Below are 26,347 nucleotides of genomic sequence, written 5' to 3' on the forward strand. Positions count from 1 at the left end.
CCTTATCGTTACTTTTTCGTTCATGTCTATTTGTTAACTTATTATAGTTATCAACTTTTTAAAAAGCAAGCCTATTTTTCTTCACAATTTTTAAGAATATGAATAATTATATTTTAAAATAACAAATCATCTAATACAGATGTATTCTCTTGCACATATATTCATCACATACAAATTAACAATATTCATAGTTAAAGTCTCACTCTAAAACGTTTAGAGTTTCATACTTCAACACTATATTTAAAAAATAATTTTTAATACAATCTTTCCCTATAACTTTCTTCTAAAGAACGTGCAACTTCCTCTTCTGAAGCATTCACTTTCGCATGCTCCATTAACATTTTCGGTGCTGAAGGTAGCTCTGTTTTATTTAACCATGACTCTGGATCCCACATTTTTGAACGAATAAAAGCTTTTGCACAATGAATATAGCATTCTTCTATTTCAACAACAATTCCAAGTAACGGATTGCGTCCATTCGCCTGCATTTCTTTCAAAATTTCTTCATCGTTCGTAATATATGCTTTACCGTTTATTCGGAGTGTTTCCCCAAGACCCGGAATAAAAAAGATTAACCCTACGTGCGAATTTGAAATTATATTTAAAATAGAGTCTATACGACGATTACCCGGTCTTTCTGGGATGATAATTTTATTTTCATTTAATACATATACAAATCCAGGTGCGTCTCCCCTCGGCGAAGCATCACACTCTCCGAATTTATTTGCAGTAGATAATACTAGAAAAGGCGATTTAGACAGGAAATCTACACAATGGTGATCAAGTGATGAAATAACTTTTTTCAAAGCCCGTTCACTTGGTTGCCCCAATATTTGTCGTAATTCTTCCTCAGTTGAAATTATTGATTTTATTTCCTTATTCTCTATCTTCACTAATAATCACTCCTTTTTCTTTATTTTCCCAAAATTCAATACAAATATTGTATAATAAAATTTGCAGAAAGGGGAATTAAAATGACAGAGTGGTTAACAATATTTGATCCTGAAAGAAATACACTTGGAAAGAAATTACGTGATGACGTGCATCGTGACGGTGATTGGCACGAAACATTTCATTGCTGGTTTGTAGAAAAAGATGCTGAGGATATGTTCTTATATTTCCAATTACGCTCTAATAATAAAAAAGAAGCTCCGGGTATATGGGATATTACATCCGCCGGACATATTATGCATGATGAAGATGTACTAATTGGCGGTCTACGTGAAATTGAGGAAGAACTGGGTCTTTCCTTCCAAACGAATGATTTAACATACAAAGGAATCTATAAAATAGATTATGAAATTTCAAGCCTTACTGATCGTGAGTTTTGTCATATGTATTTCCACAATGTAATAAAACCACTTCCATTTGCACCAGGTGAAGAAGTAGACGATGTGATGAAAGTACATGCGACTTCTTTTCTACAACTATTAAGAAGAGAGATTTCATCTTTAACGACTAATTCTGTTTTAAACAATAATCCGATAACGATAACATTTGAAGATATTTATCCTTATGATCTTGAATACTATGAATTTGTTATAGTGCAAGGACAAGAATCGCTAAACAAAAATAGTTTATAAAAAAATAGGACTCCCAGCTTACTTTATTCGGGAGTCTTATTTTTTTATTGCTCAAGTATCTTTAATTTTTTCTCTACTCGTATAAATAATCGTATAATTAATAACAGCATAACAATCATAATCGCAATCATTGTATGTGGATATCTAAACAGTATACTAATCACACTTCCAATTAATATCATGATGAATCCATTTTGTTTCATCACTTCTGCACTATACTTGTTACCTGCATCCCATAATTTCTTATTTTTCATAGATCGTTTCGTACGGTAACCATATGCTGCGTTAATATCCGTCGGTGGATTTTTTTGAAGAATAAGTGCCGCAAGTATAAATATAATACCAATCAATATGCTCATTCCTACGTTTACTAGTGCATCCATCAATTATATCCCCCCCCCTAACTTACACCTTCATTATACTATACAACTTTTAAAATTCCAATTATTAACATTTTTATTTTCTCTCTTTAGATGTCTGGAACATACTTGGAAGTGTTACAAAACGTGCCCCTTTCGTTTTTAACTGTGGAATGATTTTGTCTAGCGCATCTACAGATCCTTGTAAGTGTCCACCTGGAGTTGAATGCTGAAGTATGACACTTCCTGGAAATGAATTCCCTAGCACATTATTTGTAATCGTATCCGCACTTACCCCTTTCCAATCAACTGTATCAACACTCCACTGTACAATCATAAAATTTTGCTCCGTCGCCCACTTCAATTGATTTTCAAGTATTTCACCATACGGTGGACGTATAAATTTAGGAGCATAACCAGCTAAACGATTTAATATTTCTTCCGTTTTTATAATTTGATTACGGTACTCAGCCTCATTTACTTTCGCTAAATTCGGATGATTATACGTATGATTACCAATTACATGCCCTTCATTCGCGATACGCTTTACTACATTCGGAAACTTTTCTGCATTTTCACCAAGTAAGAAAAAAGTAGCTTTTACATTATATTGTTTTAACTTATCTAAAATTTTTGGCGTAAATACTAAATCTGGTCCATCATCAAATGTAAGAGCTACTTCCGCTTTATTGTATGGTCCTGAAAATGCATACGCATATTTTTCAACCCATGAAAAAGGTGTCCATGACCCCCGATTCTCTTCCTTCACTTTGACTTGATCATTTTGCGGAACATTTAATACATACGGCACTGCGTCTATATAGTTTCCATAATAAAATGAATGATATGGCATATAAGCATACGAAATATTGCGTTCTAGCCCCAAAGGAAATGGAACGAACATTTCTGGCGCATAAAAATAATACATGATAAAAACCTCCCTAAAATTTCATATGTGATTCATCTGCACTTTGTTAGAGAATTTCTTATTCATGAACAAAAATAAGACTGTCCGTAATTAGGACAGTCTTACTGCTTTATACAATTAATAAAGTGAAACTTTAATCAGTGGGGGTTTTACTGCCCGTTTATGCGGGATAAATCGATGTACTATCTTTCGGCAAAACTTTCACATGTTTTAAATAGCTTGTCACTTTGTCATCATCATCTTGCGGGTATTGATATCCATATGTGTTAGCAATTTCGTTCGCAACTTCCCTAAATAAATCACCCATTACAAAGAATGACTCCCATATATTTTCATATTCTGCATTTGAAAATGTCTTTCTAAATTGCTCCCACGTATCTTTTTCAACATATTGCTCGAAATGCTTACCAAACTTTCCGGTATTCACTGTAAAATTTGTTTTCATGCCAATATGCCATTCTATCATTACGATTAACATATCTCGCATTGGGCCTTCAAGCATTCCTTTCGCATAAGAAAGTTCCTCTCTCCATAACCCTTTCCCTACATTTGTGCTGCACCACCAAAATTCATTACAGCAATCGAAAAACTCTTTTTCTGTAGGATTTTTTATAACGTAATCTTTATCACTTGCTGGCGGAAATTCTCCAATACAATTGTCTTTATCCAGTAGTAATTCACTTAAACTATCCTGTCCAATAAATTTATTTATTAAATCAACTGGAACTAGCATTAAATCAATTCGATTCCCATCCATGAACTGCATTAAATACGGAAATTTCCCGTCTTTATCAGCTGGAAGTAACGACATTTCTTCCGGCATTTGCACAATCATTATTTCTCCAAATCTATTAATCCAACTATGATTACACGTAAAAGATTGTATATCTTTTACAACATAAATAATATCATAGTCTTGAAAACAATCTTTTTTCACATTTGGATTCACACGTGACCCATTCATGATGACAGCTCGAATTCTTTCATCCTCTTTTGCTGTATTTATAATTAAGTCTAACATTTCTTTTTCAGTTCTCATCTTCTTATAGCCTCCAAGTTTTTAATATATAATATAAAGCTATGTAAATTGGAGGTCCACGAGCTAAATTCGTTGTACAAGATACACGTTATAATTTTTGAAACTTCTTTTTCATCCCTTTTTCCTCCTTACATTACTCTGTTACGACTGCCATTACAAACCCATCGTACCCTTTACTTCCTACAGTTTGAAGCGCAGTAGCACTTACACGCGGCTCAGCAGCTATTAGCTCATAGAAATGGCGTATCCCTTGTACACGAGGATCGCTACTAGTATTGTCAATAACTTCACCTTCACGTACTACGTTATCCCCAATAATTACAGTACCAGGGCGTGATAGTTTCAGTGCCCATTCAAAATAAGCAGGGTTATTTTGTTTATCCGCATCTATGAAAATAAAATCAAATGGTTCATACTTCTCATTTTCTATTTGTTTTAAAGAATCTAACGCTAATCCTAATCGTATTTCAATTTTATCATTCAAATTGGCACGCTCAATATTGCTCCGTGCAATTTCAGCATGCTTTTCACTTGCTTCTAATGTAACAATTCGCCCTCCAGATGGCAATGCTCTTGCAAGCCATATTGTACTATATCCGCCTAGAGTGCCAATTTCTAATATGTTACGAGCTCCTTGGATTTGTACTAATAGTTGTAAAAACTTCCCTTGCGTTGGCGATACATCATGTGCCGGCAAATTAGCTGAAGCATTTGCTTGAAGAACTTCTTCTAATGTAGAGTCTTTCGGTATTAATACATCACTCATATATTGATCAACAGCCGTCCATTTCTCAATCGTACTCATGTAAATACCATCCCCTTAAAGTTTTTAATACTTATCTACCATTCACATTTAATTATATCGAAAATTCCGTTTCATACACAAAAAATAAAGAAGGGACACCCACTCCATTACAGAATAGATGTCCCTTCTTTGTACTTTATATTTACCCCTTACGGATTAGTAGACCAAAGTCCTGCTGATTTAATAAATGTACGTTTATTTAATTTCAGCTGCGCTACGATAAACTCTGCAATATCTTCCGCTTGCATTACTTTATCAGGGTTTCCATCAGTTAATCCTAAGTCTACAGCCATGTCAGTTGCTACTGTACTTGGTGTTAGAGCTGTTACACGGATATTATGTTTACGAACTTCCATCGCTAACGATTCTGTTAAACCAAGAACACCAAATTTAGAAGCACTATATGCACTTGTTACAGGTGCACCTTTTTGTCCTGCTGTAGATGAAATATTAATAATATCACCAGATTGTTGTTCAATCATACTTGGTAAAGCTGCACGAGTTGCATAGTATACACCCATTAAGTTTACTTGAATGATTTTTTCCCAATCAGCAACTTCTAATTCTAAAAACTTACCGAATTTAGAAATACCAGCGTTATTAATTAAAATATCGATAGATCCTAAACCGTTTTTTAATGTTTCAATTGCAGTAGTTACCTCTTCATATGAAGATACGTCAGCAGTCGCAATAACAGCTTTTACGCCTTCTGCTTCTACTTCTTTCGCAACTGCTTTTAAGTTTTCTTCTGAACGAGCTAAAAGACCAACATTTACGCCTTCTTTCGCTAATGCGATCGCTACAGCGCGACCAATCCCTCTACCTGCTCCTGTAATTAAAGCATTTTTTCCTTGTAATAATTCTGCCAAGTGTAACACTCCTTAATCTTCTCAGTTGTTTATTATATTAAAAGTGTAGCTATGTTTATGTAAAAAGGCAATGATGCACTTTTATGTGCGTAGGTTACTTATAGGTAACTATAGTAATGGTAAATGCATTTTTAAAGAAAAATAGTGTTAGAAGGCCTCCTTCTAACACTATTTTTCTTCATGATTTGGAATACGCACAATAAATTCTGTACCATTTCCTTCTACACTCTCAACTTTTATTTTTCCTTGATGAAGGTCGAGTACTTTTTTTACAATTGCTAGACCTAATCCACTTCCTCCATAAGCACGGTTTCGTGAAGAATCCGCTTTATAAAAACGTTCAAAAATATGTTGTTTCTGTTCTTCGGATATACCAATTCCCGTATCATGAATACTTACTTCCAGGAATTCTTTATGTTCTTTTAAATGAATTGTAATCGTGCCACCATTTGGTGTGAATTTAATACTGTTATGAATTAAATTAATCCATACTTGGCTCATACTTTCTTTGTCTGCAGTAACACACACTTTATCCATATCAAGATCTAGCTCAAGTCCTTTTTCATCCCAAAGAGGCTCACTATTTAACACAATTTGTTTCAACTGTTGATCTAATCGATAAGTAGCTCTTTCTGGTGAATACTCCTCTGACTCTAAAAGTGTTAGCTTCAATAAATTTTGACTCAATTTAGATAATCGCGTTGTTTCAGTTTCAATAATAGTAAGATAATGTTTTCTTTTTTCAACTGGTAGATTATCATCTTGTAGCGCTCGAGCAAATCCCTTAATAGATGTTAATGGCGACTGTATTTCATGAGAAACATTCGATACAAATTCTTGTCTCATTTTCTCCATTGCATTAAGTTCATCCGTCATATCGTTAATACTTTTTACAAGCACACCAATTTCACCATCATACTTTTCTTCATTCCGTATTTTTACAGAGAAGTCCCCTTTTGCAATTTTTTGTATCGGTTCAATGATCGTCCAAATCATCGCCTCTCGCTTCGGTCTCATTAAAATTCCGATTAATGTCCAAATAAGAACGATAAAAACAAAGCCGACCATATCACTAATTAGAAAAGTAATAAAAGGCGATACGTTTATTTCAAAAGCTTTCATTACACTAGACGATACAAAAAAGGCTATTGACCAAATTATAGTAAGAAAAGCAAAGAGCGCTACTATCGCCCCCATTACTTTTAACATCTTCATCTTACTCATTCTTTCTCTTTTTCTCATTTACTTACCTCTAAGCGATACCCTAAGCCCCTTATCGTCCTTATACTAAACTTTGATAGCTCTTCTTGAAACTTTTCACGCAACCGATTAATATGAACGTCTAGCGTGCGTTCATTCCCTTCAAAATCATATCCCCATACGTCTTCTATTAATTGCTCTCTTGAACAAGTTCTTCCCGCTTTAGATCCTAATGTAAAGAGCAACTCAAATTCTTTTAGCGGCAGCGTCACCGTTTGTTCTCCAACGTTAACTTCAAATGTTTTACGATTTAACAGTACATTCCCAACTTGAATAGATTGCGATACTGTAATTTGGTAACGTTTTAATAATGCCTTCACTCTCACAACTAATTCTAAAGGATCAAATGGTTTTACAAGATAATCATCTGTTCCGAGGTGAAATCCTTTTACTTTTTGAGATGTTTCACCTTTAGCAGTCAGCATAAGAATTGGGATATCATAGTATTTTCTTAATTCATAACATAAATCAAACCCATCCATATTTGGCATCATAATATCAATAATCGCCATTTCGACTTTCACTTCTTCTATTTTTCGAAGAGCATCTAATCCATCAACGGCCTCATATGTTTGAAAACCTTCTCGTTCCAAAAATACAGAAACAAGTTCTCTAATGTGCGGATCATCATCTACAATTAAAATTTTGGGTATCAAGGAATCATATCCTTTCTGCTTAACATACTTTTTAGCACTCTAAAATCAACAAACAGTGAAGTGCCCCTTCACTGTTTGTTTTCATTCTATAATGCTCCTTCTTTAATTTTCAATTGTTGCATTGCAAATTCACGGTACATGTCATGTGTCCGTAATAACTCATCATGTGAGCCACTTCCTGTAAGATTCCCTTTTTCAATAAAGATAATTTTATCTGCATCTACAACAGTAGAAAGTCTATGCGCAATAACTAAAGTTGTTCTACCTTTCATTAAGTTATTTAACGCCTTCTGAACAACCGATTCCGATTTACTATCAAGACTTGATGTCGCTTCATCTAACATAAGGATTTGCGGGTTTCGTAGTAACGCTCGAGCAATCGCAATTCGTTGTCTTTGCCCTCCAGAAAGCTTCACACCACGCTCTCCAACTTCTGTTGCGTATCCACTTGGTAAATCATGAATAAACGCATCAACATACGCCATCGCTGCTACTTTTTCAATTTCTTCATCCGTCACTTCACCCTCAACACCGTAGCAAATATTATCACGAATCGTTCCATCAATTAACGGACTATCTTGTGAAACGTAACCAATTTGACGTCGCCATGATTGTAATGAATATGCTGTAATTGGTTCTTTCCCTAATTTTATGAAACCACTAGTTGGCTCATAAAAACGTTCTAACAGCGAGAATAAAGTTGTTTTTCCGCTACCACTTGGCCCTACAATCGCCGTTACTTTTCCAGATTCAATCGTGAAGTCGATATTTTTCAAGATTTTCTCTTCTTCGTTATACTCAAAATGTACATTTTCAATAACGATCGGCTGCTTCGCATTTGTAACATTCATACCTGTTTCATGATCTTCTACTTCATATTCTAAAATCGTATTAATTCTTTCGGTTGCACCAATTGCTTTTTGGAACTGAGTAAAGAACATTGATAACTGACTCATTGGCATAATAATTTGAACCAAATACAAAATAAATGCTACAAGTTCACCTGTTGTTAATGCACCACTAGAAACTCGCATTCCACCATACCCTACGATAATAACAAGCAATGCCATTAAAACAAACGACATAACAGGTGAAATTAATGCTTGCACTTTTCCTTCTTTCAAACCAAATTGCAATAATTTTTGGATACCTGTATTACCTGTTTCATATTCTTTTTTTTCCGTATTTGAAGATTTTACTAAACGAATTTCTGATAGTACTTGTGTTAATACACTAGTAAAAGAAGCCGTTTCATCTTGAAGTGCTTTTGAAATCTTATACATTTTCCGTCCAAGTGGAACTAAAATTAGTACCGATAATGGAATAACCGTTAAAAGTAAAATTGTCATTTTCCAGTCTAAAACAAATAATACAATTAATGACCCAATAATTGAGATACCGCCTGTTAATAAGTTTGACAAATGCTCAGAAATTAATGTTTTAACAACACCTGTATCATTTGTCATACGACTAATTGTATCTCCCGTTCTGTTTTGATCATAATAAGACACTGGTAAAATAAGTACCTTTTTCCACAATCGTTCTCTAAGTCCAGCTACAATTTTTTGTCCAATATAATTCAGTAAATAAATTGACAATCCTGCAGCAATTGTTTGAATAATAAAGAATGCAATTAATCCAACAATTTGTCCCGTACTAATTGAAGAAAGTGAAAAATTATCAACTAAACCTTTTGTCAGCATTGGAATAAACAAACTCGCTCCAGTAGAAAGTAAGCTCATTATTAATGCAAAAATAAGAATGCCTTTCGGTGGATTTGTATCTTGAATGAGACGTAAAAACTGCCTCCAATTCCCTTTTTTCTTTTCTGTATTCCTAACTTCCATTGTCGTTCATCTCCTCGTTATAAACAAAACTATTCTTTCTAAAACTAGAATACGCTATAAATGTAAACTGAATGTAAACACACTTTTTTCTAATTTTACAAAATATACATATAAACTCATCTTTACAACAAGTATAAATATCTGATATTATTACCTGGTACTTATTATTATTCTATGTAAATTATAGACTACGCATAGAAAATATATAACTAATTTTATCAATTAGCTAATTTAAAACACTATATAAATCTCCAGCATTGAAAGGAGTATCCTTTTTGCAAACAAATACACATTCCGAAAAGGAAACAATCATTTTTATTCATGGATTAGTTGGAAATCGCCGCGCCTTCAAAAAAGAGCATAAACGATTTTCTGCCTCCTACAACATTATAACTTATGATTTATTAGGTCACGGCGACGATAAAGGAGAAGCTATCGACTTTTCAATACAGCGCCTCGTAGATCAATTATTGAACTTGTATGAAAAAGAGGGAATTAAAAAGGCTCATATTTGCGCTCTAAGCTATGGCTGTTATATCTCTACGACATTTGCACAAATGCATCCAGAAAAAGTATTGAGTATTTGTCATATTGGTGGACATTATAATAACCCTTCCCGTTTATATAATGTTTTTCAGAATTTTTGGGAAAAACGTGGTGATGAATATTCATCTTGGCTTTCTCAGTATGCTAGTACTATTTTTCCAAGTGGAATACTAAGGGCAAATCCGTTCGCTGTTATTTCACGAAATATTTATTACCGTTTCGGATTACAATTACACTCGTCCATTATTGCTGAGTCATTACGACACCGCTTAGAATTCGACTTAAAATCTAAATTAAAAGCACTTCCCCATCCTATATTATGGGTGATGGGAGAACATGATCATCTCTATAAATCTTGTCTCTTTGATTTGAAGTCCATTCTTCCGAACGTTTTATATAAAGAAATTCCATTAGCAGGTCATGCAGCAAACTTATTCCGTCCAAACTATTTTCATGATTTATATGCTAAGTTTTTGCATGGAAAATTGACATAAAGTGAAACTTTAATCAGCGGGGATTTGTCCATCCCCGCTGATTATTATCCCGCAAATAGCAGGATAAATACTACTATACTGTTAGTTTATCCAACTATGAAAAAGGCTTCCCAAGTTTCCCTGGAAAGCCTTTTCTCTATACGAAAAGTATATAAAATACTTTTTCTTAGTATGCTTTTGTGTAACCTAATAGGTGCTTACTCCAGTAAGAGTTGCTTACAGAGCTAATGCGTACACCAGTTGCGTCAGTTTCTGCACTGATGAACTGTCCATTACCTAAGTAAACGCCCATGTGAGAAGGACCTGATTTATAAGTATTTTGGAAGTATACTAAATCACCTGGTTGTGGACTGTTAGTCTTTGTTTTAGAGCTCCAGTATCCAGCAACTGTTTGACGAGCGCCTTTATGACCAGTTTGATTTAATACGTAGTGAATGAATCCACTGCAGTCAAAACCAGCAGGTGTTGTACCAGCAGTTCTGTATGGTGAACCATTTAAAGATCTAGCGAATCCAGCGATTGAAGATGTATCTCCACCTGTTGGTGCTGTTGGTTTTTGTACTTGGTTCGTACCTTGGTTCGTACCTTGGTTACCACCAGTAACTACATTGTTCACTCCGCCTTTTACAAACTTAACAAAGTCTGCACTTACGTAACCAGTGCGGCCATTATGGTTAATTTTATACCAACCATTTTCAGCGCCAGTAACGTTTAATACTGTACCATTTGTTACCCCACCAATTACAGGGTTATATGTAGCTGGACCTGTACGTACTTTTAAAGCACCTGTGTTAACAACATAAGATCCACCAGTTTGAACTGTAGTAGTATTGTTGTTGTTGTTTGTAGTTGGTTGCTGAGTTTCGTTAGATACAGCTGAACCACCTTTTGTTACGAAGTCTTTACTTACGTATCCAGTTCCACCATTGAAGTTAATTTTAAACCAATCTTGAACTTCACCTACAACTTGAACTGTTTTTCCTTTATTTACAGAACCTAAAACAGTATGAGATGCACTTGGGCCTGTACGTACGTTTAATGAAGAAACGTTTACTGTGTAAGTACCTGTTCCTTGCTGAACAGTAGTAGTAGTTCCTTTATTGCCACCAGTTGTTACGAAGTCCCCACTTACATAACCTGTTTGACCGTTTACACTAACTTTGAACCAACCGTTTTCTTGTCCAATTACTTGAAGTACTTGACCTGATTTCACTTTAGAAATAACGTTATGTCCTGTACCAGCACCTGAACGTACATTTAATACATCAGCTGTTACTGTGTATTTTAATTCAGAAGTTGTTTCTACCGTTTTTGTTTCAGTTACAGTCGTTTGAGTTTGAGTTTGTCCATTAATTTCTTTTAGCGCATCATTTGAAACTTGTGCATGAGCAGAATCCATTCCAGGAACTGCTACACCTACTACAGATGCTGCTGCTAAACCTGCGATTACTTTTTTCATAAGTTGTCTTTACTTCCTTTCCCTACTATCCTCTTGAGAAAACTATAAACTTAGTACTTTACAATATTATCAAAGTAAAATATTCATCCAGTTCCATTTTTTAGCAAGAGTTTTATTTTTCACACATCGTTTATTTTAAACGATTGAAGTGAATTTAGTGTGAACTTCATGTGAACTTTATCATTAAACAGTGTGTTTTTGCAATGCTTTTTTCAAATTTCTTATGTATTTCATTGAAAATTCGACATTCCATTCATTATCTTAATATATATTTTTCTTTTGCTATCCACTTTAAAAAACTCTATTAATCTAATACAATGCAAAGAATGTATTTTCTAGTAAAGTCCCTTCCATGAAGCATACTCTTATCATGACAAAAAGTGCTTTTTTTATCAATAGTATAATATTTTTAGAAAACTATTTTTGATATTATCCATCGTTTTTAAAAGATTTGACGATTTGTAAGATTTAACTCCAAAAATTCTGTTCTAATTTGACGAAAATACACATTCCACTATCTATTTTTCACTATCCATGGAATTTTTAGGATATTTATATTATCATATATAAAGTAGGATTTTAATCCATACAAATTTTATTCACCCCACACTGAAACCAATCGAACTTTTACAGGTCGGTATTCTATACGTATCATTGAATTTTGATATGGAAGTCTTACTGCCCGCAAATAGTGAGATAAAAAAAGGAGATATATTTATGAAAAACATAATAGATGATCCTATAAATAAAAATATAGAACTGTACTATGCTTTTTTTCAATTCGTTTCAATTATAACATTACAAAAAGTATCAACTATTGAAACACGTAAAAACAAATTAAAAAATCAGATGAAAAATTCCTACAAAAAAAATCCTTACTACTTATAAAAGGTGAACAGATTATATCTCTGTTCACCTTTTATTTTTTATTTTATTTGTAAATTTTCACACGAGTTTCTAATGGCTGATATTCTTTATCTCCTGCCGAAACTACCGGTTTACCAAATGGCATTTGCGCAGTTAACTTCCAGTTTTCAGGTACATCCCATTCTTTTTTTACTTCCTCATCAATCAACGGATTATAATGCTGTAGTGTAGCACCAAAACCTTCAATCTCTAATGCTGTCCAAATCGCAAATTGCAACATTCCAGAAGATTGCTGAGACCATGTAGGAAAATTATCTTTATATAGTGCAAAGTTCTCTTGCAAACTTTCTACTACTTTACTATCTTCGAAATACAAAACTGTTCCATAGCCACTTTTAAATGCATTCATTTTCTCTTCAGTAGGTGCAAAATTATTTTCAGGCACAATTTTTCGTAACGTTTCTTTCGTAACACTCCATAATTTGTCGTGTTGTTCACCTAGTAATACAACAACTCTTGCACTTTGAGAATTAAAAGCCGAAGGTGTATGTTTCACAGCATGATAAATCACTTCTTGAATTCTTTCATCAGAAACTACTTGCTCTTTACTAATCGCGTAAATAGATCTTCTGTCTTCAATTGCTGAGTAAAAATCTTTTGCCATTACAATTCCCTCCAATTTTCATTTGAGGCAGTATCATATGTACGAAGCATATAATGCCTCTCGAACTTATTATTAATAAGTTCTTAACTTAATAATATCAACAAACAAAAACAAACTCAAATGATATCACTTGAGTTTCCACTTCCTATACGTCAAAAAATAACAAAACAGTTTATTGTCACCAAAATCAAGGTTCAATAAACTGTCTGTCTTATTTTTATAACAATCTAAATTACTTCTTTCTTCACCTAATTAAGCAATTGAAATGCATAGGACATTAATTTATTTGTTTCTGTAAAACGTTTTGTTTTACTTTTTGTCCCCATAACAACTGTAATAATGCGATTATCACCTTGTTTTGCAGTACCTGTAAAACAATACCCTGCGCTATCTGTAAATCCTGTTTTTAATCCGTCTATTCCTTCTATATATAAAGCTTTATTATTTTTGTTTAACATCTCATTTGTGCTTGTAACATTAACATTATTAAATGCTAACTGACTTTGACGTAAGTGAGTCACTTCTAATATCTCTGGATAGTCTTTTATAAGATGATACGCTAATTTCGCTACGTCAGCTGCTGTCATTTTTGTTTCACTTCCGTCGGGCTCCTGCAATCCGGAAGCATTCGCGAATTTAGCTTTATCTGACATTTCTAACTGCTTTGCTTTTTCATTCATAAGTTGAACAAAGTTTTTTTCTGTCTTAGCTACATGTTCCGCTAAAGCGACAGCCGAATTATTAGCCGATTCAATCATTAACGCATGATATAAGTCCTTAACAGTTAATGTATCATTTGCTTGCATCGGGATTTTTGCACCCTCTGTTTGTGCCGACTTTGCACTTATTTTCACTGGATCTTCCCAGTGGACTTTCCCATTATGTATACTCTCTAAAACGAGATATGCTGTCATCATTTTTGACATACTAGCAGGGGCAACAGCTTCATTTTCATTATTTTGATAAATAACTTCTCCATTACTCGCATCGATAATAATAGCTGCTTTTGCATCAATTTCTGGTGGTATATATTTTGGTGGAACTACTTTTTCAGATAGCCCTGTTTTAGGTAGCTCTGCCACTTGTAAAGGCTGAGTATCTACATTTGTTTCACTCTTTTGAACTCCTTGGAAAAAGAACCAACATATACCCAGAATTACTACTAACAGGATTGTTAATCTTCCCCATTTTAACCGCTTCATTCTAAAACTCCTTTAACAAACCTTTTATACACTCATGTTTAACCATAACAACAATTACTTTATATCGTCAAGGTAAAAAGCATATTTATTCATCTATAACAATTATAATTTCAACCTCGTTCTCTTTTTCATATGTGTTACACTAAAAACAACGAAATATAAGAATATTCAATTACATTTAAACACAAAAACACTATATAATAGAAAGGATTTATACAAATGATACTTCCAAAAGCATTAAAATATGGCGATACCATTGGCATCTACTCTCCCTCTTCACCAGTAACCTATACTTCTCCAAAGAGATTTGAGCGCGCAAAATTATACTTACAAAAGAAAGGATTTCATATATTAGAAGGTTCACTAACAGGTCAATATGATTATTATCGTTCCGGGAGCATTAAAGAGCGTGCTGAGGAATTAAATGACTTGATTAGAAACCCTAACGTCTCTTGTATCATGTCGACAATTGGGGGACTGAATTCAAATTCATTATTACCTTATATTGATTATGAGACTTTTCAAAAGAATCCTAAAATAATGATTGGCTATTCAGACACAACAGCATTATTACTAGGTATTTATGCAAAAACAGGAATTCCTACATTTTATGGTCCAGCACTTGTTCCTTCTTTTGGTGAATTTGAGCCTTTCGTAGATTGCACGTACAAATATTTTGCGGATACTTTATTAACTGATCAACACCTTCCTTACAACATAAACCAGCCGTTATTTTGGTCAGATGAATTTATTAATTGGGAAGAAAAAACGAAAGAAAAAGATCTTCGACCGAACAATTGGATTTCAGTAATGGGCGGAAAAACTACTGGACGTATTATTGGTGGGAATTTAAACACTATACAAGGTATTTGGGGTAGCCCCTATATGCCACTTATTCAAGATGGTGACATTCTCTTTATTGAAGATAGCTCAAAAGATGCAGCTACTATCGAAAGAAGTTTTTCATTACTTAAAATTAGCGGCGTTTTTGATAAAGTTTCAGGTATCATCCTTGGAAAACATGAGCAATTTGATGATTGTGGTACAAATAGAAAACCTTACGAAATATTATTAGAAGTATTACAAAATCAAAAACTTCCTTTTCTAGCCGATTTTGACTGTTGTCATACTCATCCAATGATTACTTTGCCAATAGGTATTCACGTAGAGATGGATGCAACAAATAAAACGATACAAATTATAGAACAGTGGAAAATCTAACTCTACTAGCTCTATTATTTTCAGCTCTAAAGCTACGCATTGCCTTCTATTGTTTTACATTAGAAGACATGATACTATATATTTTGGAATGTGAAGAAATAAACAAAAATCATTTCAATATGCCTTTTATATATAATAAGAAGCTATTGATTATATACATCGAGTTTACATACGTGTATATAAAGTAAAAGAGAGTGAATATATGAAACCAACTATTAAAAACTATGTATTTCTACATGTAGCCTTCTTGATATATTCTATCATTATGGTTTACATGAAATGGGCATCTCAATTCCCTATTGCATCAATTTCATTTTTTATTGCTTACTTCGGACTTGTTGTACTTTTATTCGGATATGCAATTCTATGGCAACAAGTCATTAAGAACTTTGAAATTTCTAGAGCATATTCACACCGTGGGATTATCATACTATGGTCAATGCTTTGGTCAGTATTCCTGTTTGGAGATACGATACAGTGGAATCACATACTTGGCGCAGCTATTATTATCGTCGGAATTGTGGTGGTGACAAAAGATGAATAGTTATATGTTATTATTGATATTTGGGATAATTTTAGCCAATTACTCACAAATATTATTAAAAAAGGCTACTTTACAACAATACGATTCTAGAATAAAAGAATATGTGAATCCTTATGTTATCATCGGCTACTTTTTATTTGTAATTAATGCCGGATTAAATGTGATCGCCTTAAAGGGCATGGCATTAAAGCAAGCATCTGCATTAGAATCATTAAGTTATATCATCATTTTAATTTTCAGTTGGTACTTCCTAGGGGAGAAAATCACGAAACGAAAAATCATTGGCAACATTATTATTGTCATTGGTGTAATCATCTATTGTATTCAATAACAAAAAGATCCGTTTATGATAAACGGATCTTTTTGTTATTGCCCTAAATTTTGAACCTTATCTTTCAAATCACGAACTTGTTCTATCGTCTGCATAAGCTCAGAGTTTTTAAACTGCTCTACATTCATTTTCCCTTCCTCTATCTTTGTCATAGATGTATCAATTAATGTATTTAACTTTTCATTATACCCGACGATTTGCTGGTGAAGATCCTTCGCTACATCTGGTGGTGTTAATTCATTAAAAGCTGGTATATCTTGTTTAATTTCAGTAAGTTTCGTTTCTAGTTCTTTCCGGGCTTCCCCATCATTAACGGCCTTTTCTGCTAATGCTGGCGCTTCATTTGCAAATGCACTTATTTCATTTACATAGTCTGTCGCTTTTTGAGCGTAATCTATGGAGTTCTTCCCTTCCTCTACTAGCGAACATCCCATCAAACCAATTGAAACTACAATTGAAAGTAACATTGTTTTTGTAAACTTCATTTTTACCTCCTAAATAATTGCCATACTTTTATTCATTTATAAACACTTTATTTTCTTCTTATACACTTTATCACATCATATCTTATTTTTTTAATCTTCCTCTTATACATTCTAGAAAAATCATTATTATCCTGTTCAACATGTACCTCGAAACTATCTTCATTTAAATATAAAAACAGACATACTTATTTTAAGTACGTCTGTTTTCCAGGTACGTATAGCTCTCACTAATTAAAGTTTCTCTTTATCCTCTCACATGCCCTATTACTGTTATAATATCTATGTCTATATGTACACTAATAATATCTTCTATAATGTCCGTATATCCTTGGCCTAAAGGTGTTCCGTAATGTAATAAAATTTCTTTTTTTTCATAAACTGACTTCGGTACTGTAAAAATAAATTTCCTCATATTCCGCTCATCAGCAGGCTCCAGTATTAAAACAATGCCATCCTCTTCAAACATATAATCACGCCTTCCAACAATCCATTCACTATGGCTCAAGTATTGCCTTGAAAGGATAGGTTTTAAACACCCTTTCTAACAATATATAACCATTTCATGATCAAATAGCTTATACGGCTTATATGATTTCACCACAAATACAAAAAAATACGAACCTTGAACTACCAAGAATTTGTGTTTTTTTGCATTTCATTCCTATATACCTTTATCAAGCTCATATAACCTACGATATTTCTCATTTTCTTTCAGTAGCTGTTCGTGACTACCTTGCATAGCGATTTGGCCACTATCAAGGAAAATAACTTCATCTACATGTTCAATTCCTACAAGATGATGTGTAATCCAAATAACAGTCTTTTCTTCTGTTGCAGAAAACATTGTTTCTATTAAGGCTAATTCCGTTTTAGGGTCTAAACCGATAGTTGGTTCATCAAGCACAATAATCGATGCTTCTTGCATAAGAGTTCTTGCAAATGCTACCCTTTGCCTTTCTCCGCCAGAAAACCTCTTTCCCATTTCATGCATTTTTGTTTGTAATCCATCAGGAAGAGAAGCAATGTGCGGTGCTAGCTGTGCTTTCTCTAAAGCTCTCCATATCTCTTCATCATTACCCTCTGGTTTACCGATCCGCACATTATTTCCAATTGTCGTATCGAATAAATGTGGTTTTTGGTTTAATACAGAAATATATTTTGACAAAAAACCCGTACGAGCTTGTTCACCATTCAATATAACTTGCCCACTCACCGGACGTAGCGCCCCAGTTAACAGTTTTAGTAAAGTAGATTTTCCTGTTCCACTTCTACCTAAAATAGCAATTTTCTTTCCTGCCTTTATTTGCAATGATACATCTTTTAATACAGGTTCATTACTATCCGGGTAATTATACGACACATTACTCAGTTCAATATCTACATGTTTTGATACAACGTATTCCTTATTTACAGGTAACTCCTTACCACCATCCAAAGTGCTCTCACTTTCTACGCCATTAAGCCGATGAGCAGATTCTACATAAGATGGAATTCGATCGATAGCATCTGATATAGGGATAAGCGCATTTGTCACAGATAATGTCATTAATACGAAAGCTGCGATAACTGTAGGTGCAATCTGTTCACTTGCCGCTTGATTTCCAGTCCACATAATCATTGAAATAACTACAATGCCGACTATTAAATGAATGATACTGTCTCGAATATGGTACCAGCGTTTCACTCTCTTTTCTGTCTTTAACAACTGGACATTTTGCGCTACATACTCATTAATAAATTCATCTTTTCTACCACTCGCCTGCCAATCAGATAACCCAAATACAGCATCTGTCAATTGTTGATACAAACGATTTCTTCCTCGCTTCAAAGCAACATGATGTCGTTTCATCAAAAGTAGTGATACGAATGGGAGAAGAAAAACAATAACAGCTAACATACAAGCTGCGATAAGTGCAAATACTAAGTCAAATGCACCTATAACAATTACGAAAATGCTATATACAACTAACGCTAATATACTAGGGAATATTGTACGTAAATATAGATTCTGTAAATGTTCTATATCATCAGACAATACACCTAGTACATCACCAGTTTGAAATCGAGAGCGTAAAAATAACGCCTGTGGTTCTACAATTCTATATAGTTTTGTTCTCATTTTTTCTAAAATTCGTAGAACGACGTCATGCCCTACTAAACGCTCTAAATAATGAAAGACAGCTTGCCCTATACTAAACGCACGCGTTGCAACTATAGGAACATATACAGCCATTACATTTTCTGGTCTGAGAGCAGATTTAGAAATTAAATAACCTGAAATGAAAAGTAACATCGCACCTGAACTAACTCCAAGAAGCCCGAGGAAAATAGTCAACGTCATTCTACCTTTATTTTGCTGTATATGAGGTTTAATCCAGTTACTCATCGCTCTCCCCTCTCTTCCCTATGAAAATGTAATGTCTCATTCTTTAAAAGCTCTTCATATGTTCCACTTTCTTTAATTTCCCCTTTATTTAAAATAAGAATATGATCCATTTGCTTCATCCAATGCAGACGATGCGTTGCAAGAAATACTAACTTACCTTCAAACAGACGTAACATCGATTGCTTTATTTCAAATTCAGTTTCAATATCAAGATGTGCTGTAGGTTCATCTAATAAAATGATTGGCTTTTTACTTAAAAGTGCACGTGCCATAGCGACACGTTGTTCTTGTCCGCCACTAAGCATACGTCCACCTTCTCCAATTCTTTCGTACATCCCATGTGGTAATGATGCAACGAGCGAACGAAGGCCAACTTCATTAATAACTCTCTCAACTTCTTCATCAATTGTATTCGTTTCATAGAAACAAATATTATCTTTTAATGAAAGCGGAAAAATATAAGGTTGCTGCGGAATATAAGCAATATTTTTTTGCCAATCTTCTCGAGTAGATTCACCAATTTCCACACCATTTACTAACATCTTCCCACCCGAAGGCGGTAGAAATCCTGCTAACACATCGATTAACGTTGATTTCCCTGCCCCACTTTCACCAATAATGCCTATAGCACCGTTACCTTGCCAAGTAAAATCAATTCCCTCTAATATAGCCTTTTCAGATTCATCATTATTTACTTTTACATCTTGTAATTTCAAACTACTAGAAGAATTCCATACTATATCTACATTTGAATCTTTCTTTTCTATTTCTTTTTGTTTCTGTAAAATTTCTTCTATTTGCTCCATTGCAAGTTGTCCATCTAATGTAGCATGATAATTCGCTCCAACTTGCTTAATCGGCAGAAAATATTCCGGCGCTAAAATTAAAATCGTAAGAGCTGGCAACAGTATAATTGTCCCATCTATTAACCGTATCCCTAATCCAACTGCTACAAATGCAATTGATAAACTCGTAAAGAAATCTAATGCAAAAGAAGAAAGAAAAGCAACTCGCAAAGTACGCATCGTTGCTTTTCTATATCGTTTACTTACTTTTTCAATCTTTCCTTCGTGCTGTTTACTTTTCCCTAAATACTTTAATGTTTCTAATCCTTTTAACGTATCTACAAAATGATTAGAAAGTACACGATATGTCTCATATTGGCTATCCGCCATTTTCTGCGCTGCTAATCCTAGAAGGATCATAAATATGATCACAATTGGAATCGTTACAACTAAAATGATTCCAGACTTAATGTCCAGTGTAAAAACATATAGAACAATTAGCCCTGGAACGATACTACTTCTAATCATTTTAGGAATTGTCAATTCAATATATGTTTTAAATTTCTCAATACCTTCTATCGATAAAGTAACCAAATGACCAGTCCCATTCGTTTGGACAAATCTCGGCCCTAACGTAAAATATGCTTCTATTAACTGTTTACGTAATGCAAATCCTGTTTTTTCAGCGAAACGCTCCACCAATATTTGCGATGTTCGCACCAACATTTGGCGTGCTGCAAACGTGACCCCAAAATAAACAGTTTCATTTAGCACAGCTTGCACTGTTTCTCCTTGAAATAAAAATGTGATTGCTCGTGCTAAAAACACTGTCTGCGCAATGATACTACACGCCTCTAAAATGCTAATAAGACTTAAAGTTACATATAAAACTCGGCTACCAGGATACGACGGAAGTCCTCTTTTTCTTTTCATTAGTACTCCAAATCTTTGTCTGACTTAACAGGTTGTCTAAATACATAGAAACTCCATATTTGACTACCGATAACAAACGGTAAAATAGCAAGAGAGAAATAGCTCATCAGTTTTAATGCATAAGGTCCTGATGCTGCATTATAAATTGTCAAATCATTTACCGCTCCTAATGAGCTAATCATGACACGCGGGAACATACCGATGAACACACTTGCACTTAACAAAATGATTGTTAAACTCGTCATAAAGAAAGCCCAACCATCTCTTCTTCTTTTATTCAATAAAGTAGAAACAAATAGCGCTACAAAAGCTCCAATTGGAACCATTAGCCACTCTGAACCATGTGCGGTGAAAATATCTGTTTTCCATAACCCTACAGCTGCAAAAACAAGAAGTGTTATTAATGCAAAAGGTGCAATCTTTGTCGCGGCAATACGTGCGCGTTCTCGTAGTTTCCCTGTTGTACGTATAGTAAGGAATTGCAAACCATGAACAATACATAGAAGAAGAAACATAACTCCCCCAAGTAACGCAAATGGGTGAAGTAATTTCATGAACCCGCCTACCATATTTTTACTTTCATCAATTGGTACACCTGTCATAAAGTTTGCGATTGCAACTCCCCAAAGTATAGGAGGTAGCAAACTTCCAATAAACATGCCCCAATCCCAGAAACTCTTCCATTTATGATTTTCTATTTTCGCACGGAATTTAAAGGAAACACCTCTTATAATTAATGCAAGAAGCATAAACACAAATGGAATATAAAACCCACTAAATAAAGTTGCATACCAGTGCGGGAATGCCGCAAACATAGCGCCACCAGCACAAACAAGCCATACTTCATTTGCGTGCCAAAACGGCCCAATTGTATTTAAATATATACGTTTTTCCAAATCGTTTTTCCCTAAAAACCTTGAAACAATTCCTACACCAAAATCGAAACCTTCAAGTACAAAGAAGCCAACGAATAAGGTTGAGATAATTAGAAACCACAACTCATTAAGAGATAACATACTCTTCCTCCTTATCAAATGGATCATGGCTTTGATAATCCTTTTTCGTTTTCTTATTCGCATGTCCTTTAATGATACGAACGAATAAGTAAACAGTAATTCCTCCAACAATTAAATATAGTGATGTGAATGAAACAAGAGAGAATAATACTTCTCCAAATGAAACGTTTGGAGATACAGCATCTTCTGTTTTCATAACACCGAAGACAACCCAAGGCTGACGTCCCATTTCAGTCATGATCCATCCTACTGTATTACCGATAAACGGTAGTGCAATTGCATATACCATTATTTTTAAATACCAAGGGTTTTCAGTTAAGCGATCTTTTCTTGATAAGAACCAGCCGTACATTCCTAAAAGAAGCATGAATGTTCCACTCATTACCATCGCTCTAAAACTCCAGAACATAGTATGTACTGGCGGAATATAATCTCCAGGTCCATATTTTTCTTCATATTGTTTTTGAATTTGGTTCATCCCTTCAACTTGACCGCTAAATTTATCGTATGACAATAGACTTAGCATATAAGGGATTTGAATTTCAAACGAATTTTCTTTCTTCTCTGTATCAATTTTTGCAAATACTGTAAATGGCGCTGGATCCTCACTCGTATTCCATAATGCTTCAGCTGCTGCCATTTTCATCGGATGTGTCTTAATTAAATTTTGCGCTTGTGCATGACCGAAAAATAATACCAATGCTGTTGAAATTGTTCCAACAACGATAGAAACTCGGAAAGACTTCTTAAACACCTCAGTCTCTTGTTGTTTTGCGATTTTCCATGCACTAACACCAGCAATAAAGAATGCGCCTGTTGCAAGTGCCGCTGTAATTGTATGCGGGAATTGCACCCATAGTTGTGGATTTTGAATAATCGCCAAGAAATCATTCATCTGCGCACGTCCATCTGCAGCCATTTCATATCCTACCGGGGACTGCATAAATGCACTTGCAGTTAAAATCCAAAATGCTGATAACATTGTTCCTATTGAGAGGAGCCAAATACATAAAAGGTGAACTCGCTTCGGAAGTTTATCCTCACCGAATACCCATAAACCTAGGAATGTAGACTCAATGAAAAATGCTAATAAACCTTCAATTGCAAGTGATGGTCCGAAAACATCACCAACAAAACGTGAATACGTTGACCAGTTCATACCAAACTGAAATTCTTGTAAAATACCTGTTACTACACCTACTGCGAAGTTAACAAGGAATATTTGTGTCCAAAACTTTGTCATCTTCTTATAAATTTCTTGTCCCTTTACCACATACAACGTTTGCATTAACGCAATGATAAAAGCTAAACCTATAGACAGCGGAACGAAAAAGTAATGAAAAATCGTTGTTGATGCAAATTGTATTCGTGCCAATTCGAGCGTTTCCATGCTAAAGTCACTTCCTTCATATTTTTTTATATCGTAATATCGATTGAATTGTATGAATTCACTTCATAACGAACAATTCAATCATGTGGAAATACAAAAAGATAAATTCGTTTATGTACTTTCTGAAAATATAGATTGTCAGTTTTTTAGATAATTACAAAAGAACTTTCTTCATACGATTTACCTTTTCACTATTTCAGTAGTGTTTTATTCGTTAATCGAATTGTATAATATACTTACATAATAAATTCAGGTGATTTTTGACGTATTATTGACAGGATTTTGTCTGAAATATGTCTTTTGTAATTTTTTTGAATTTGATTTCTCACATTTTAAAAACGTACTTTTCAAACATACAACACACTCTTATATCAATTGTTATTATGTTTTTCTCTTCATACGCTTGACTTTACCCTTGAAAAATGTCCTCGAATCAAACCTAGAAATATGCTAGTTTTTTGTCAAGAGAAAAATGTATTTCCAAAATTCAAATCAACAATATTGTTATTCACAAATAGAAAAAAACTCCCCTTTCTCTAGACATAAAATTCGTTTTTTTGTCATTTTTCAAACAGACTAAATAAAAAAGTACCGAGAATAAATTATATTCCCGGTACTTTAATCATTATTTCGTTGTATATTTTCTAACAGCCGGCATAATTTCGGTAGCAATTAATTCAATGTTTTTCTCAATCTTATCAAATGGTACACCGCCAAAATCAATCTGTGCCATAAAACGTTGCTGTCCAAATAATTCATATTGATAAAGCATTTTTTCAATAATTTGTTGCGGGCTACCAATCATTAACGCATCACGGTGATCTACTGCGTTAGTAAATTGTTGTTTTGGATACCCACCACCGCGTAGCGCAAGCATACCAGCATTAATATGAGGATAATATTCACTAAGTGCATATTGTGAATTTTCTGCTGTATAAAATAAACTTGTTGTTGCAATTGGTAATGTTGCTGGATCAAAACCACTTTGCTCAGCTGCTTCACGATATGCATCAACCGAAACTTTAAAATTAACAGCTGGGCCACCAAGTGTCGTAAGCATCATTGGTACACCTGCGCGTCCTGCCTTAATTGCACTAGCAGGTGGCCCTCCAACAGCACGCCAAATTGGCATATTGTTATTTTTAGCTCTCGGTATAATTGCCGCATGTTCAAGTGGCGTTCTAAACTGCCCTTTCCATGTTACACTTTCTTCTTTATTTATTTTTAATAAAAGATCCATCTTCTCTTCAAATAGTTCTTCATAATAATTTACATCGTAACCAAGTAAACTATATCCCCCAATACGAGATCCACGACCAGCAACGATTTCAGCACGACCATTAGAAATTAAATCAATTGTGGCAAAATCCTCATATACACGAACCGGATCTGACGTGCTTAATACTGTTGCAGAACTCGCGATTTTAATGTTTTTCGTAGCTTGTGCAATAGCTCCTAAAATAACTGTATGAGCTTGCGTTGTAAAATGCGCTTGATGACTTTCACCGACAGCAAACACATCAATTCCAGCTTCATCTGCTAACTTAGCTGTTTCAATTAGTTCATGAATTCTTTTTTCTGCACTTATTTTCGAACCATCATGCGGATTTAAAATATGATCTCCAATTGAATATAATCCAAATTCAATTCCCTTACTTGTATCAATACGGTATTTTTCCATAGTTGCTCTCTCCCTTTTAATAAAGCGGTATTAATTTCTCTTCAATCTCTTTTCTTCTCTCTTCTAAAAATGGTGGTAAATCCAGCTCTTTTCCTAATTCTTCAACTGTTGAATCTACTGTAAATCCTGGGCCATCCGTCGCAATCTCAAATAAAATGCCATTTGACTCACGGAAATATAAACTTTTAAAATAAAAGCGATCGATAATCCCTGTTGATTGGAACCCTTTATCTTTCACCGCTTCATTCCAATAACTCAGTTCTTCATCATTTTTCACACGAATAGCTAAATGATGAATACTTCCTTTTCCTGGTCTTTCACTCTCTCCATCTTGCTGTTTCACCAAAATTTCTCCAAAAGATTGACCATCGATAGATTGATAAATCCCCTCATCTTCTGAACGAGATACTTCTTTATAACTAAACAAACCTGTTAATGTTTTTGATAATTTATTTAAACTGCGCACTGTCATTTCAACTGTTCCCATGCCTAAAATACGATGATTCTGCTCTACAGAAGATTCATCCCATGCAGTCCAATATTCAGGCACCTCTTCATCTTTATTATTTAACAGCACTAACCGTAGACCATCTGGATCTTCAAAGTGCAGTGCGTCTCTTCCGGCGTAAGTTGTAATTTCCCCATGCGCCACCTGGAGTGACTCAAAACGTCTCTTCCAAAATGTAAGACTTTCTATTGAAGGTACGAGCAAGCCTATTTGTGTTATTGCATTTGTACCACGGATTGTTCTACCTACATTCGGCATTTCAAAAAATGATAATTCAGTTCCGGCACTCCCTGTTAAATCACCATAAAACAAATGATACATAAATGGATTATCTTGATTGACTGTCTTTTTCACCCGGCGTAATCCTAAGACATCTCGATAAAAATTATTATTTGTTTTCGCATTTTTAGTCACCATAGAAATGTGGTGATGTCCTGGAATTGTATACATAAAACTTCCTCCTCTTTATCACTTGATTAGTCAATTGAT

At 34.3% G+C, this 26,347-nt stretch carries 26 protein-coding genes and 1 other annotated feature (1 of these 27 running past the window's edge); of the genes, 6 read left to right on the forward strand and 20 right to left on the reverse strand.

Annotated elements, in window-relative coordinates:
- Nucleotides 1–18: a binding site (T-box leader), on the reverse strand (it extends 214 nt beyond the left edge of the window).
- 236 nt (nt 19–254) lie between these two features.
- Nucleotides 255–893, reverse strand: a complete 639-nt coding sequence (locus AC1DS7_RS07155; RefSeq protein WP_002012360.1) for a pyridoxamine 5'-phosphate oxidase family protein — start codon at nt 891–893, stop codon at nt 255–257.
- A gap of 81 nt (nt 894–974) precedes the next feature.
- Between AC1DS7_RS07155 and AC1DS7_RS07160 the strand changes: the two genes are divergently transcribed.
- On the forward strand, nt 975–1,583 hold the full coding sequence (locus tag AC1DS7_RS07160) for an NUDIX hydrolase (protein ID WP_002086146.1): 609 nt from the start codon (nt 975–977) through the stop codon (nt 1,581–1,583).
- Nucleotides 1,584–1,627: 44 nt separating this feature from the next.
- On the opposite strand, the gene AC1DS7_RS07165 is transcribed toward AC1DS7_RS07160, so the two are convergent.
- The 8 genes from AC1DS7_RS07165 to AC1DS7_RS07200 all read right to left on the reverse strand — a co-directional run bounded on the left by AC1DS7_RS07165 (nt 1,628) and on the right by AC1DS7_RS07200 (nt 9,346).
- A complete protein-coding gene (locus AC1DS7_RS07165) occupies nt 1,628–1,966 on the reverse strand; it encodes an SdpI family protein (protein WP_002086147.1) in 339 nt (112 codons plus the stop codon).
- 73 nt (nt 1,967–2,039) lie between these two features.
- A complete protein-coding gene (locus tag AC1DS7_RS07170; RefSeq protein WP_088039229.1) occupies nt 2,040–2,870 on the reverse strand; it encodes a peptidoglycan-N-acetylglucosamine deacetylase in 831 nt (276 codons plus the stop codon).
- 160 nt (nt 2,871–3,030) lie between these two features.
- Nucleotides 3,031–3,909 carry an aminoglycoside 6-adenylyltransferase gene (locus tag AC1DS7_RS07175; RefSeq protein WP_061674172.1) on the reverse strand — a complete coding sequence of 293 codons (879 nt, stop codon included), beginning with the start codon at nt 3,907–3,909 and terminating at the stop codon, nt 3,031–3,033.
- Between the two features lie 133 nt (nt 3,910–4,042).
- Complete coding sequence (locus AC1DS7_RS07180; protein ID WP_016103188.1) at nt 4,043–4,714, reverse strand: O-methyltransferase; 672 nt, start codon at nt 4,712–4,714, stop codon at nt 4,043–4,045.
- 149 nt (nt 4,715–4,863) lie between these two features.
- A complete protein-coding gene (locus AC1DS7_RS07185) occupies nt 4,864–5,583 on the reverse strand; it encodes a 3-ketoacyl-ACP reductase (RefSeq protein WP_002012353.1) in 720 nt (239 codons plus the stop codon).
- Nucleotides 5,584–5,751: 168 nt separating this feature from the next.
- The gene (hitS, locus tag AC1DS7_RS07190) at nt 5,752–6,825 is read right to left on the reverse strand and encodes an envelope stress sensor histidine kinase HitS (RefSeq protein WP_016103187.1); all 1,074 of its coding nucleotides are present in this window, start codon (nt 6,823–6,825) and stop codon (nt 5,752–5,754) included.
- A complete protein-coding gene (gene hitR / locus AC1DS7_RS07195) occupies nt 6,822–7,499 on the reverse strand; it encodes an envelope stress response regulator transcription factor HitR (RefSeq protein WP_002031358.1) in 678 nt (225 codons plus the stop codon). Before hitR ends, hitS begins: the two co-directional genes overlap by 4 nt.
- A gap of 86 nt (nt 7,500–7,585) precedes the next feature.
- Nucleotides 7,586–9,346: an ABC transporter ATP-binding protein gene (locus AC1DS7_RS07200; protein WP_002031356.1), complete on the reverse strand. Its 1,761-nt coding sequence runs from the start codon at nt 9,344–9,346 to the stop codon at nt 7,586–7,588.
- Between the two features lie 275 nt (nt 9,347–9,621).
- Between AC1DS7_RS07200 and AC1DS7_RS07205 the strand changes: the two genes are divergently transcribed.
- Entirely contained in the window at nt 9,622–10,386 is a 765-nt protein-coding gene (locus tag AC1DS7_RS07205) for an alpha/beta fold hydrolase (protein ID WP_002141349.1), read from the forward strand.
- 166 nt (nt 10,387–10,552) lie between these two features.
- Here the strand turns inward: AC1DS7_RS07205 and entFM are convergent, their stop codons facing one another.
- On the reverse strand, nt 10,553–11,845 hold the full coding sequence (entFM, locus tag AC1DS7_RS07210) for an enterotoxin EntFM (RefSeq protein ID WP_002012346.1): 1,293 nt from the start codon (nt 11,843–11,845) through the stop codon (nt 10,553–10,555).
- A 717-nt stretch (nt 11,846–12,562) separates the two neighbouring features.
- On the opposite strand from entFM, the gene AC1DS7_RS07215 reads away from it, so the two are divergent.
- Complete coding sequence (locus AC1DS7_RS07215) at nt 12,563–12,733, forward strand: hypothetical protein (protein ID WP_002086168.1); 171 nt, start codon at nt 12,563–12,565, stop codon at nt 12,731–12,733.
- Between the two features lie 43 nt (nt 12,734–12,776).
- Here AC1DS7_RS07215 and AC1DS7_RS07220 read toward each other — a convergent pair whose 3' ends face one another.
- The gene (locus AC1DS7_RS07220) at nt 12,777–13,376 is read right to left on the reverse strand and encodes a nitroreductase family protein (protein ID WP_016103186.1); all 600 of its coding nucleotides are present in this window, start codon (nt 13,374–13,376) and stop codon (nt 12,777–12,779) included.
- Nucleotides 13,377–13,624: 248 nt separating this feature from the next.
- Complete coding sequence (locus AC1DS7_RS07225; RefSeq protein WP_002086170.1) at nt 13,625–14,578, reverse strand: D-alanyl-D-alanine carboxypeptidase family protein; 954 nt, start codon at nt 14,576–14,578, stop codon at nt 13,625–13,627.
- Nucleotides 14,579–14,797: 219 nt separating this feature from the next.
- On the opposite strand from AC1DS7_RS07225, the gene AC1DS7_RS07230 reads away from it, so the two are divergent.
- The 3 genes from AC1DS7_RS07230 (at nt 14,798) to AC1DS7_RS07240 (ending at nt 16,674) form a co-directional block, all read left to right on the forward strand.
- Nucleotides 14,798–15,799, forward strand: a complete 1,002-nt coding sequence (locus AC1DS7_RS07230; protein WP_016103185.1) for a S66 family peptidase — start codon at nt 14,798–14,800, stop codon at nt 15,797–15,799.
- 202 nt (nt 15,800–16,001) lie between these two features.
- A complete protein-coding gene (locus AC1DS7_RS07235; RefSeq protein ID WP_002086172.1) occupies nt 16,002–16,343 on the forward strand; it encodes an EamA family transporter in 342 nt (113 codons plus the stop codon).
- The gene (locus tag AC1DS7_RS07240; RefSeq protein ID WP_002135751.1) at nt 16,336–16,674 is read left to right on the forward strand and encodes an EamA family transporter; all 339 of its coding nucleotides are present in this window, start codon (nt 16,336–16,338) and stop codon (nt 16,672–16,674) included. The genes AC1DS7_RS07235 and AC1DS7_RS07240 overlap by 8 nt, the downstream gene beginning before the upstream one ends.
- 35 nt (nt 16,675–16,709) lie before the next feature.
- On the opposite strand, the gene AC1DS7_RS07245 is transcribed toward AC1DS7_RS07240, so the two are convergent.
- From AC1DS7_RS07245 to AC1DS7_RS07280, 8 genes are all read right to left on the reverse strand, one after another.
- Nucleotides 16,710–17,159 carry a DUF6376 family protein gene (locus AC1DS7_RS07245; protein WP_002012340.1) on the reverse strand — a complete coding sequence of 150 codons (450 nt, stop codon included), beginning with the start codon at nt 17,157–17,159 and terminating at the stop codon, nt 16,710–16,712.
- Between the two features lie 244 nt (nt 17,160–17,403).
- Nucleotides 17,404–17,625: a hypothetical protein gene (locus tag AC1DS7_RS07250; protein WP_002031341.1), complete on the reverse strand. Its 222-nt coding sequence runs from the start codon at nt 17,623–17,625 to the stop codon at nt 17,404–17,406.
- Between the two features lie 195 nt (nt 17,626–17,820).
- Nucleotides 17,821–19,545 (reverse strand): thiol reductant ABC exporter subunit CydC, encoded by a 1,725-nt coding sequence (cydC, locus tag AC1DS7_RS07255; RefSeq protein ID WP_476998875.1) that lies wholly within the window; start codon nt 19,543–19,545, stop codon nt 17,821–17,823.
- Nucleotides 19,542–21,263, reverse strand: coding sequence for a thiol reductant ABC exporter subunit CydD (gene cydD, locus AC1DS7_RS07260; RefSeq protein WP_476998876.1), 1,722 nt, complete (start codon nt 21,261–21,263; stop codon nt 19,542–19,544). Before cydD ends, cydC begins: the two co-directional genes overlap by 4 nt.
- The gene (cydB, locus tag AC1DS7_RS07265; RefSeq protein WP_016103182.1) at nt 21,263–22,279 is read right to left on the reverse strand and encodes a cytochrome d ubiquinol oxidase subunit II; all 1,017 of its coding nucleotides are present in this window, start codon (nt 22,277–22,279) and stop codon (nt 21,263–21,265) included. Before cydB ends, cydD begins: the two co-directional genes overlap by 1 nt.
- Complete coding sequence (gene cydA, locus AC1DS7_RS07270) at nt 22,266–23,669, reverse strand: cytochrome ubiquinol oxidase subunit I (RefSeq protein WP_016098345.1); 1,404 nt, start codon at nt 23,667–23,669, stop codon at nt 22,266–22,268. Before cydA ends, cydB begins: the two co-directional genes overlap by 14 nt.
- Before the next feature lie 625 nt (nt 23,670–24,294).
- Nucleotides 24,295–25,350: an LLM class flavin-dependent oxidoreductase gene (locus AC1DS7_RS07275; RefSeq protein ID WP_476998877.1), complete on the reverse strand. Its 1,056-nt coding sequence runs from the start codon at nt 25,348–25,350 to the stop codon at nt 24,295–24,297.
- A gap of 16 nt (nt 25,351–25,366) precedes the next feature.
- Nucleotides 25,367–26,308, reverse strand: a complete 942-nt coding sequence (locus AC1DS7_RS07280; RefSeq protein WP_016103180.1) for a ring-cleaving dioxygenase — start codon at nt 26,306–26,308, stop codon at nt 25,367–25,369.
- Nucleotides 26,309–26,347 lie beyond the last annotated feature (39 nt).

The organism is Bacillus sp. P4_E1, from assembly GCF_056401715.1.

Bases quoted from the DNA above. Each gene is read 5' to 3' on its own strand.
- hitS (WP_016103187.1), bottom strand. From the start codon at position 6,825: ATGAGAAAAAGAGAAAGAATGAGTAAGATGAAGATGTTAAAAGTAATG.
- AC1DS7_RS07280 (WP_016103180.1), bottom strand. From the start codon at position 26,308: ATGTATACAATTCCAGGACATCACCACATTTCTATGGTGACTAAAAAT.
- AC1DS7_RS07220 (WP_016103186.1), bottom strand. From the start codon at position 13,376: ATGGCAAAAGATTTTTACTCAGCAATTGAAGACAGAAGATCTATTTAC.
- AC1DS7_RS07160 (WP_002086146.1), top strand. From the start codon at position 975: ATGACAGAGTGGTTAACAATATTTGATCCTGAAAGAAATACACTTGGA.
- AC1DS7_RS07175 (WP_061674172.1), bottom strand. From the start codon at position 3,909: ATGAGAACTGAAAAAGAAATGTTAGACTTAATTATAAATACAGCAAAA.
- AC1DS7_RS07240 (WP_002135751.1), top strand. From the start codon at position 16,336: ATGAATAGTTATATGTTATTATTGATATTTGGGATAATTTTAGCCAAT.
- AC1DS7_RS07170 (WP_088039229.1), bottom strand. From the start codon at position 2,870: ATGTATTATTTTTATGCGCCAGAAATGTTCGTTCCATTTCCTTTGGGG.
- cydD (WP_476998876.1), bottom strand. From the start codon at position 21,263: ATGAAAAGAAAAAGAGGACTTCCGTCGTATCCTGGTAGCCGAGTTTTA.
- entFM (WP_002012346.1), bottom strand. From the start codon at position 11,845: ATGAAAAAAGTAATCGCAGGTTTAGCAGCAGCATCTGTAGTAGGTGTA.
- AC1DS7_RS07215 (WP_002086168.1), top strand. From the start codon at position 12,563: ATGAAAAACATAATAGATGATCCTATAAATAAAAATATAGAACTGTAC.
- AC1DS7_RS07275 (WP_476998877.1), bottom strand. From the start codon at position 25,350: ATGGAAAAATACCGTATTGATACAAGTAAGGGAATTGAATTTGGATTA.
- AC1DS7_RS07200 (WP_002031356.1), bottom strand. From the start codon at position 9,346: ATGGAAGTTAGGAATACAGAAAAGAAAAAAGGGAATTGGAGGCAGTTT.
- cydA (WP_016098345.1), bottom strand. From the start codon at position 23,669: ATGGAAACGCTCGAATTGGCACGAATACAATTTGCATCAACAACGATT.
- cydC (WP_476998875.1), bottom strand. From the start codon at position 19,545: ATGAGTAACTGGATTAAACCTCATATACAGCAAAATAAAGGTAGAATG.
- AC1DS7_RS07165 (WP_002086147.1), bottom strand. From the start codon at position 1,966: ATGGATGCACTAGTAAACGTAGGAATGAGCATATTGATTGGTATTATA.
- cydB (WP_016103182.1), bottom strand. From the start codon at position 22,279: ATGTTATCTCTTAATGAGTTGTGGTTTCTAATTATCTCAACCTTATTC.
- AC1DS7_RS07180 (WP_016103188.1), bottom strand. From the start codon at position 4,714: ATGAGTACGATTGAGAAATGGACGGCTGTTGATCAATATATGAGTGAT.
- AC1DS7_RS07245 (WP_002012340.1), bottom strand. From the start codon at position 17,159: ATGAAGTTTACAAAAACAATGTTACTTTCAATTGTAGTTTCAATTGGT.
- AC1DS7_RS07235 (WP_002086172.1), top strand. From the start codon at position 16,002: ATGAAACCAACTATTAAAAACTATGTATTTCTACATGTAGCCTTCTTG.
- AC1DS7_RS07230 (WP_016103185.1), top strand. From the start codon at position 14,798: ATGATACTTCCAAAAGCATTAAAATATGGCGATACCATTGGCATCTAC.
- AC1DS7_RS07225 (WP_002086170.1), bottom strand. From the start codon at position 14,578: ATGAAGCGGTTAAAATGGGGAAGATTAACAATCCTGTTAGTAGTAATT.
- AC1DS7_RS07250 (WP_002031341.1), bottom strand. From the start codon at position 17,625: ATGTTTGAAGAGGATGGCATTGTTTTAATACTGGAGCCTGCTGATGAG.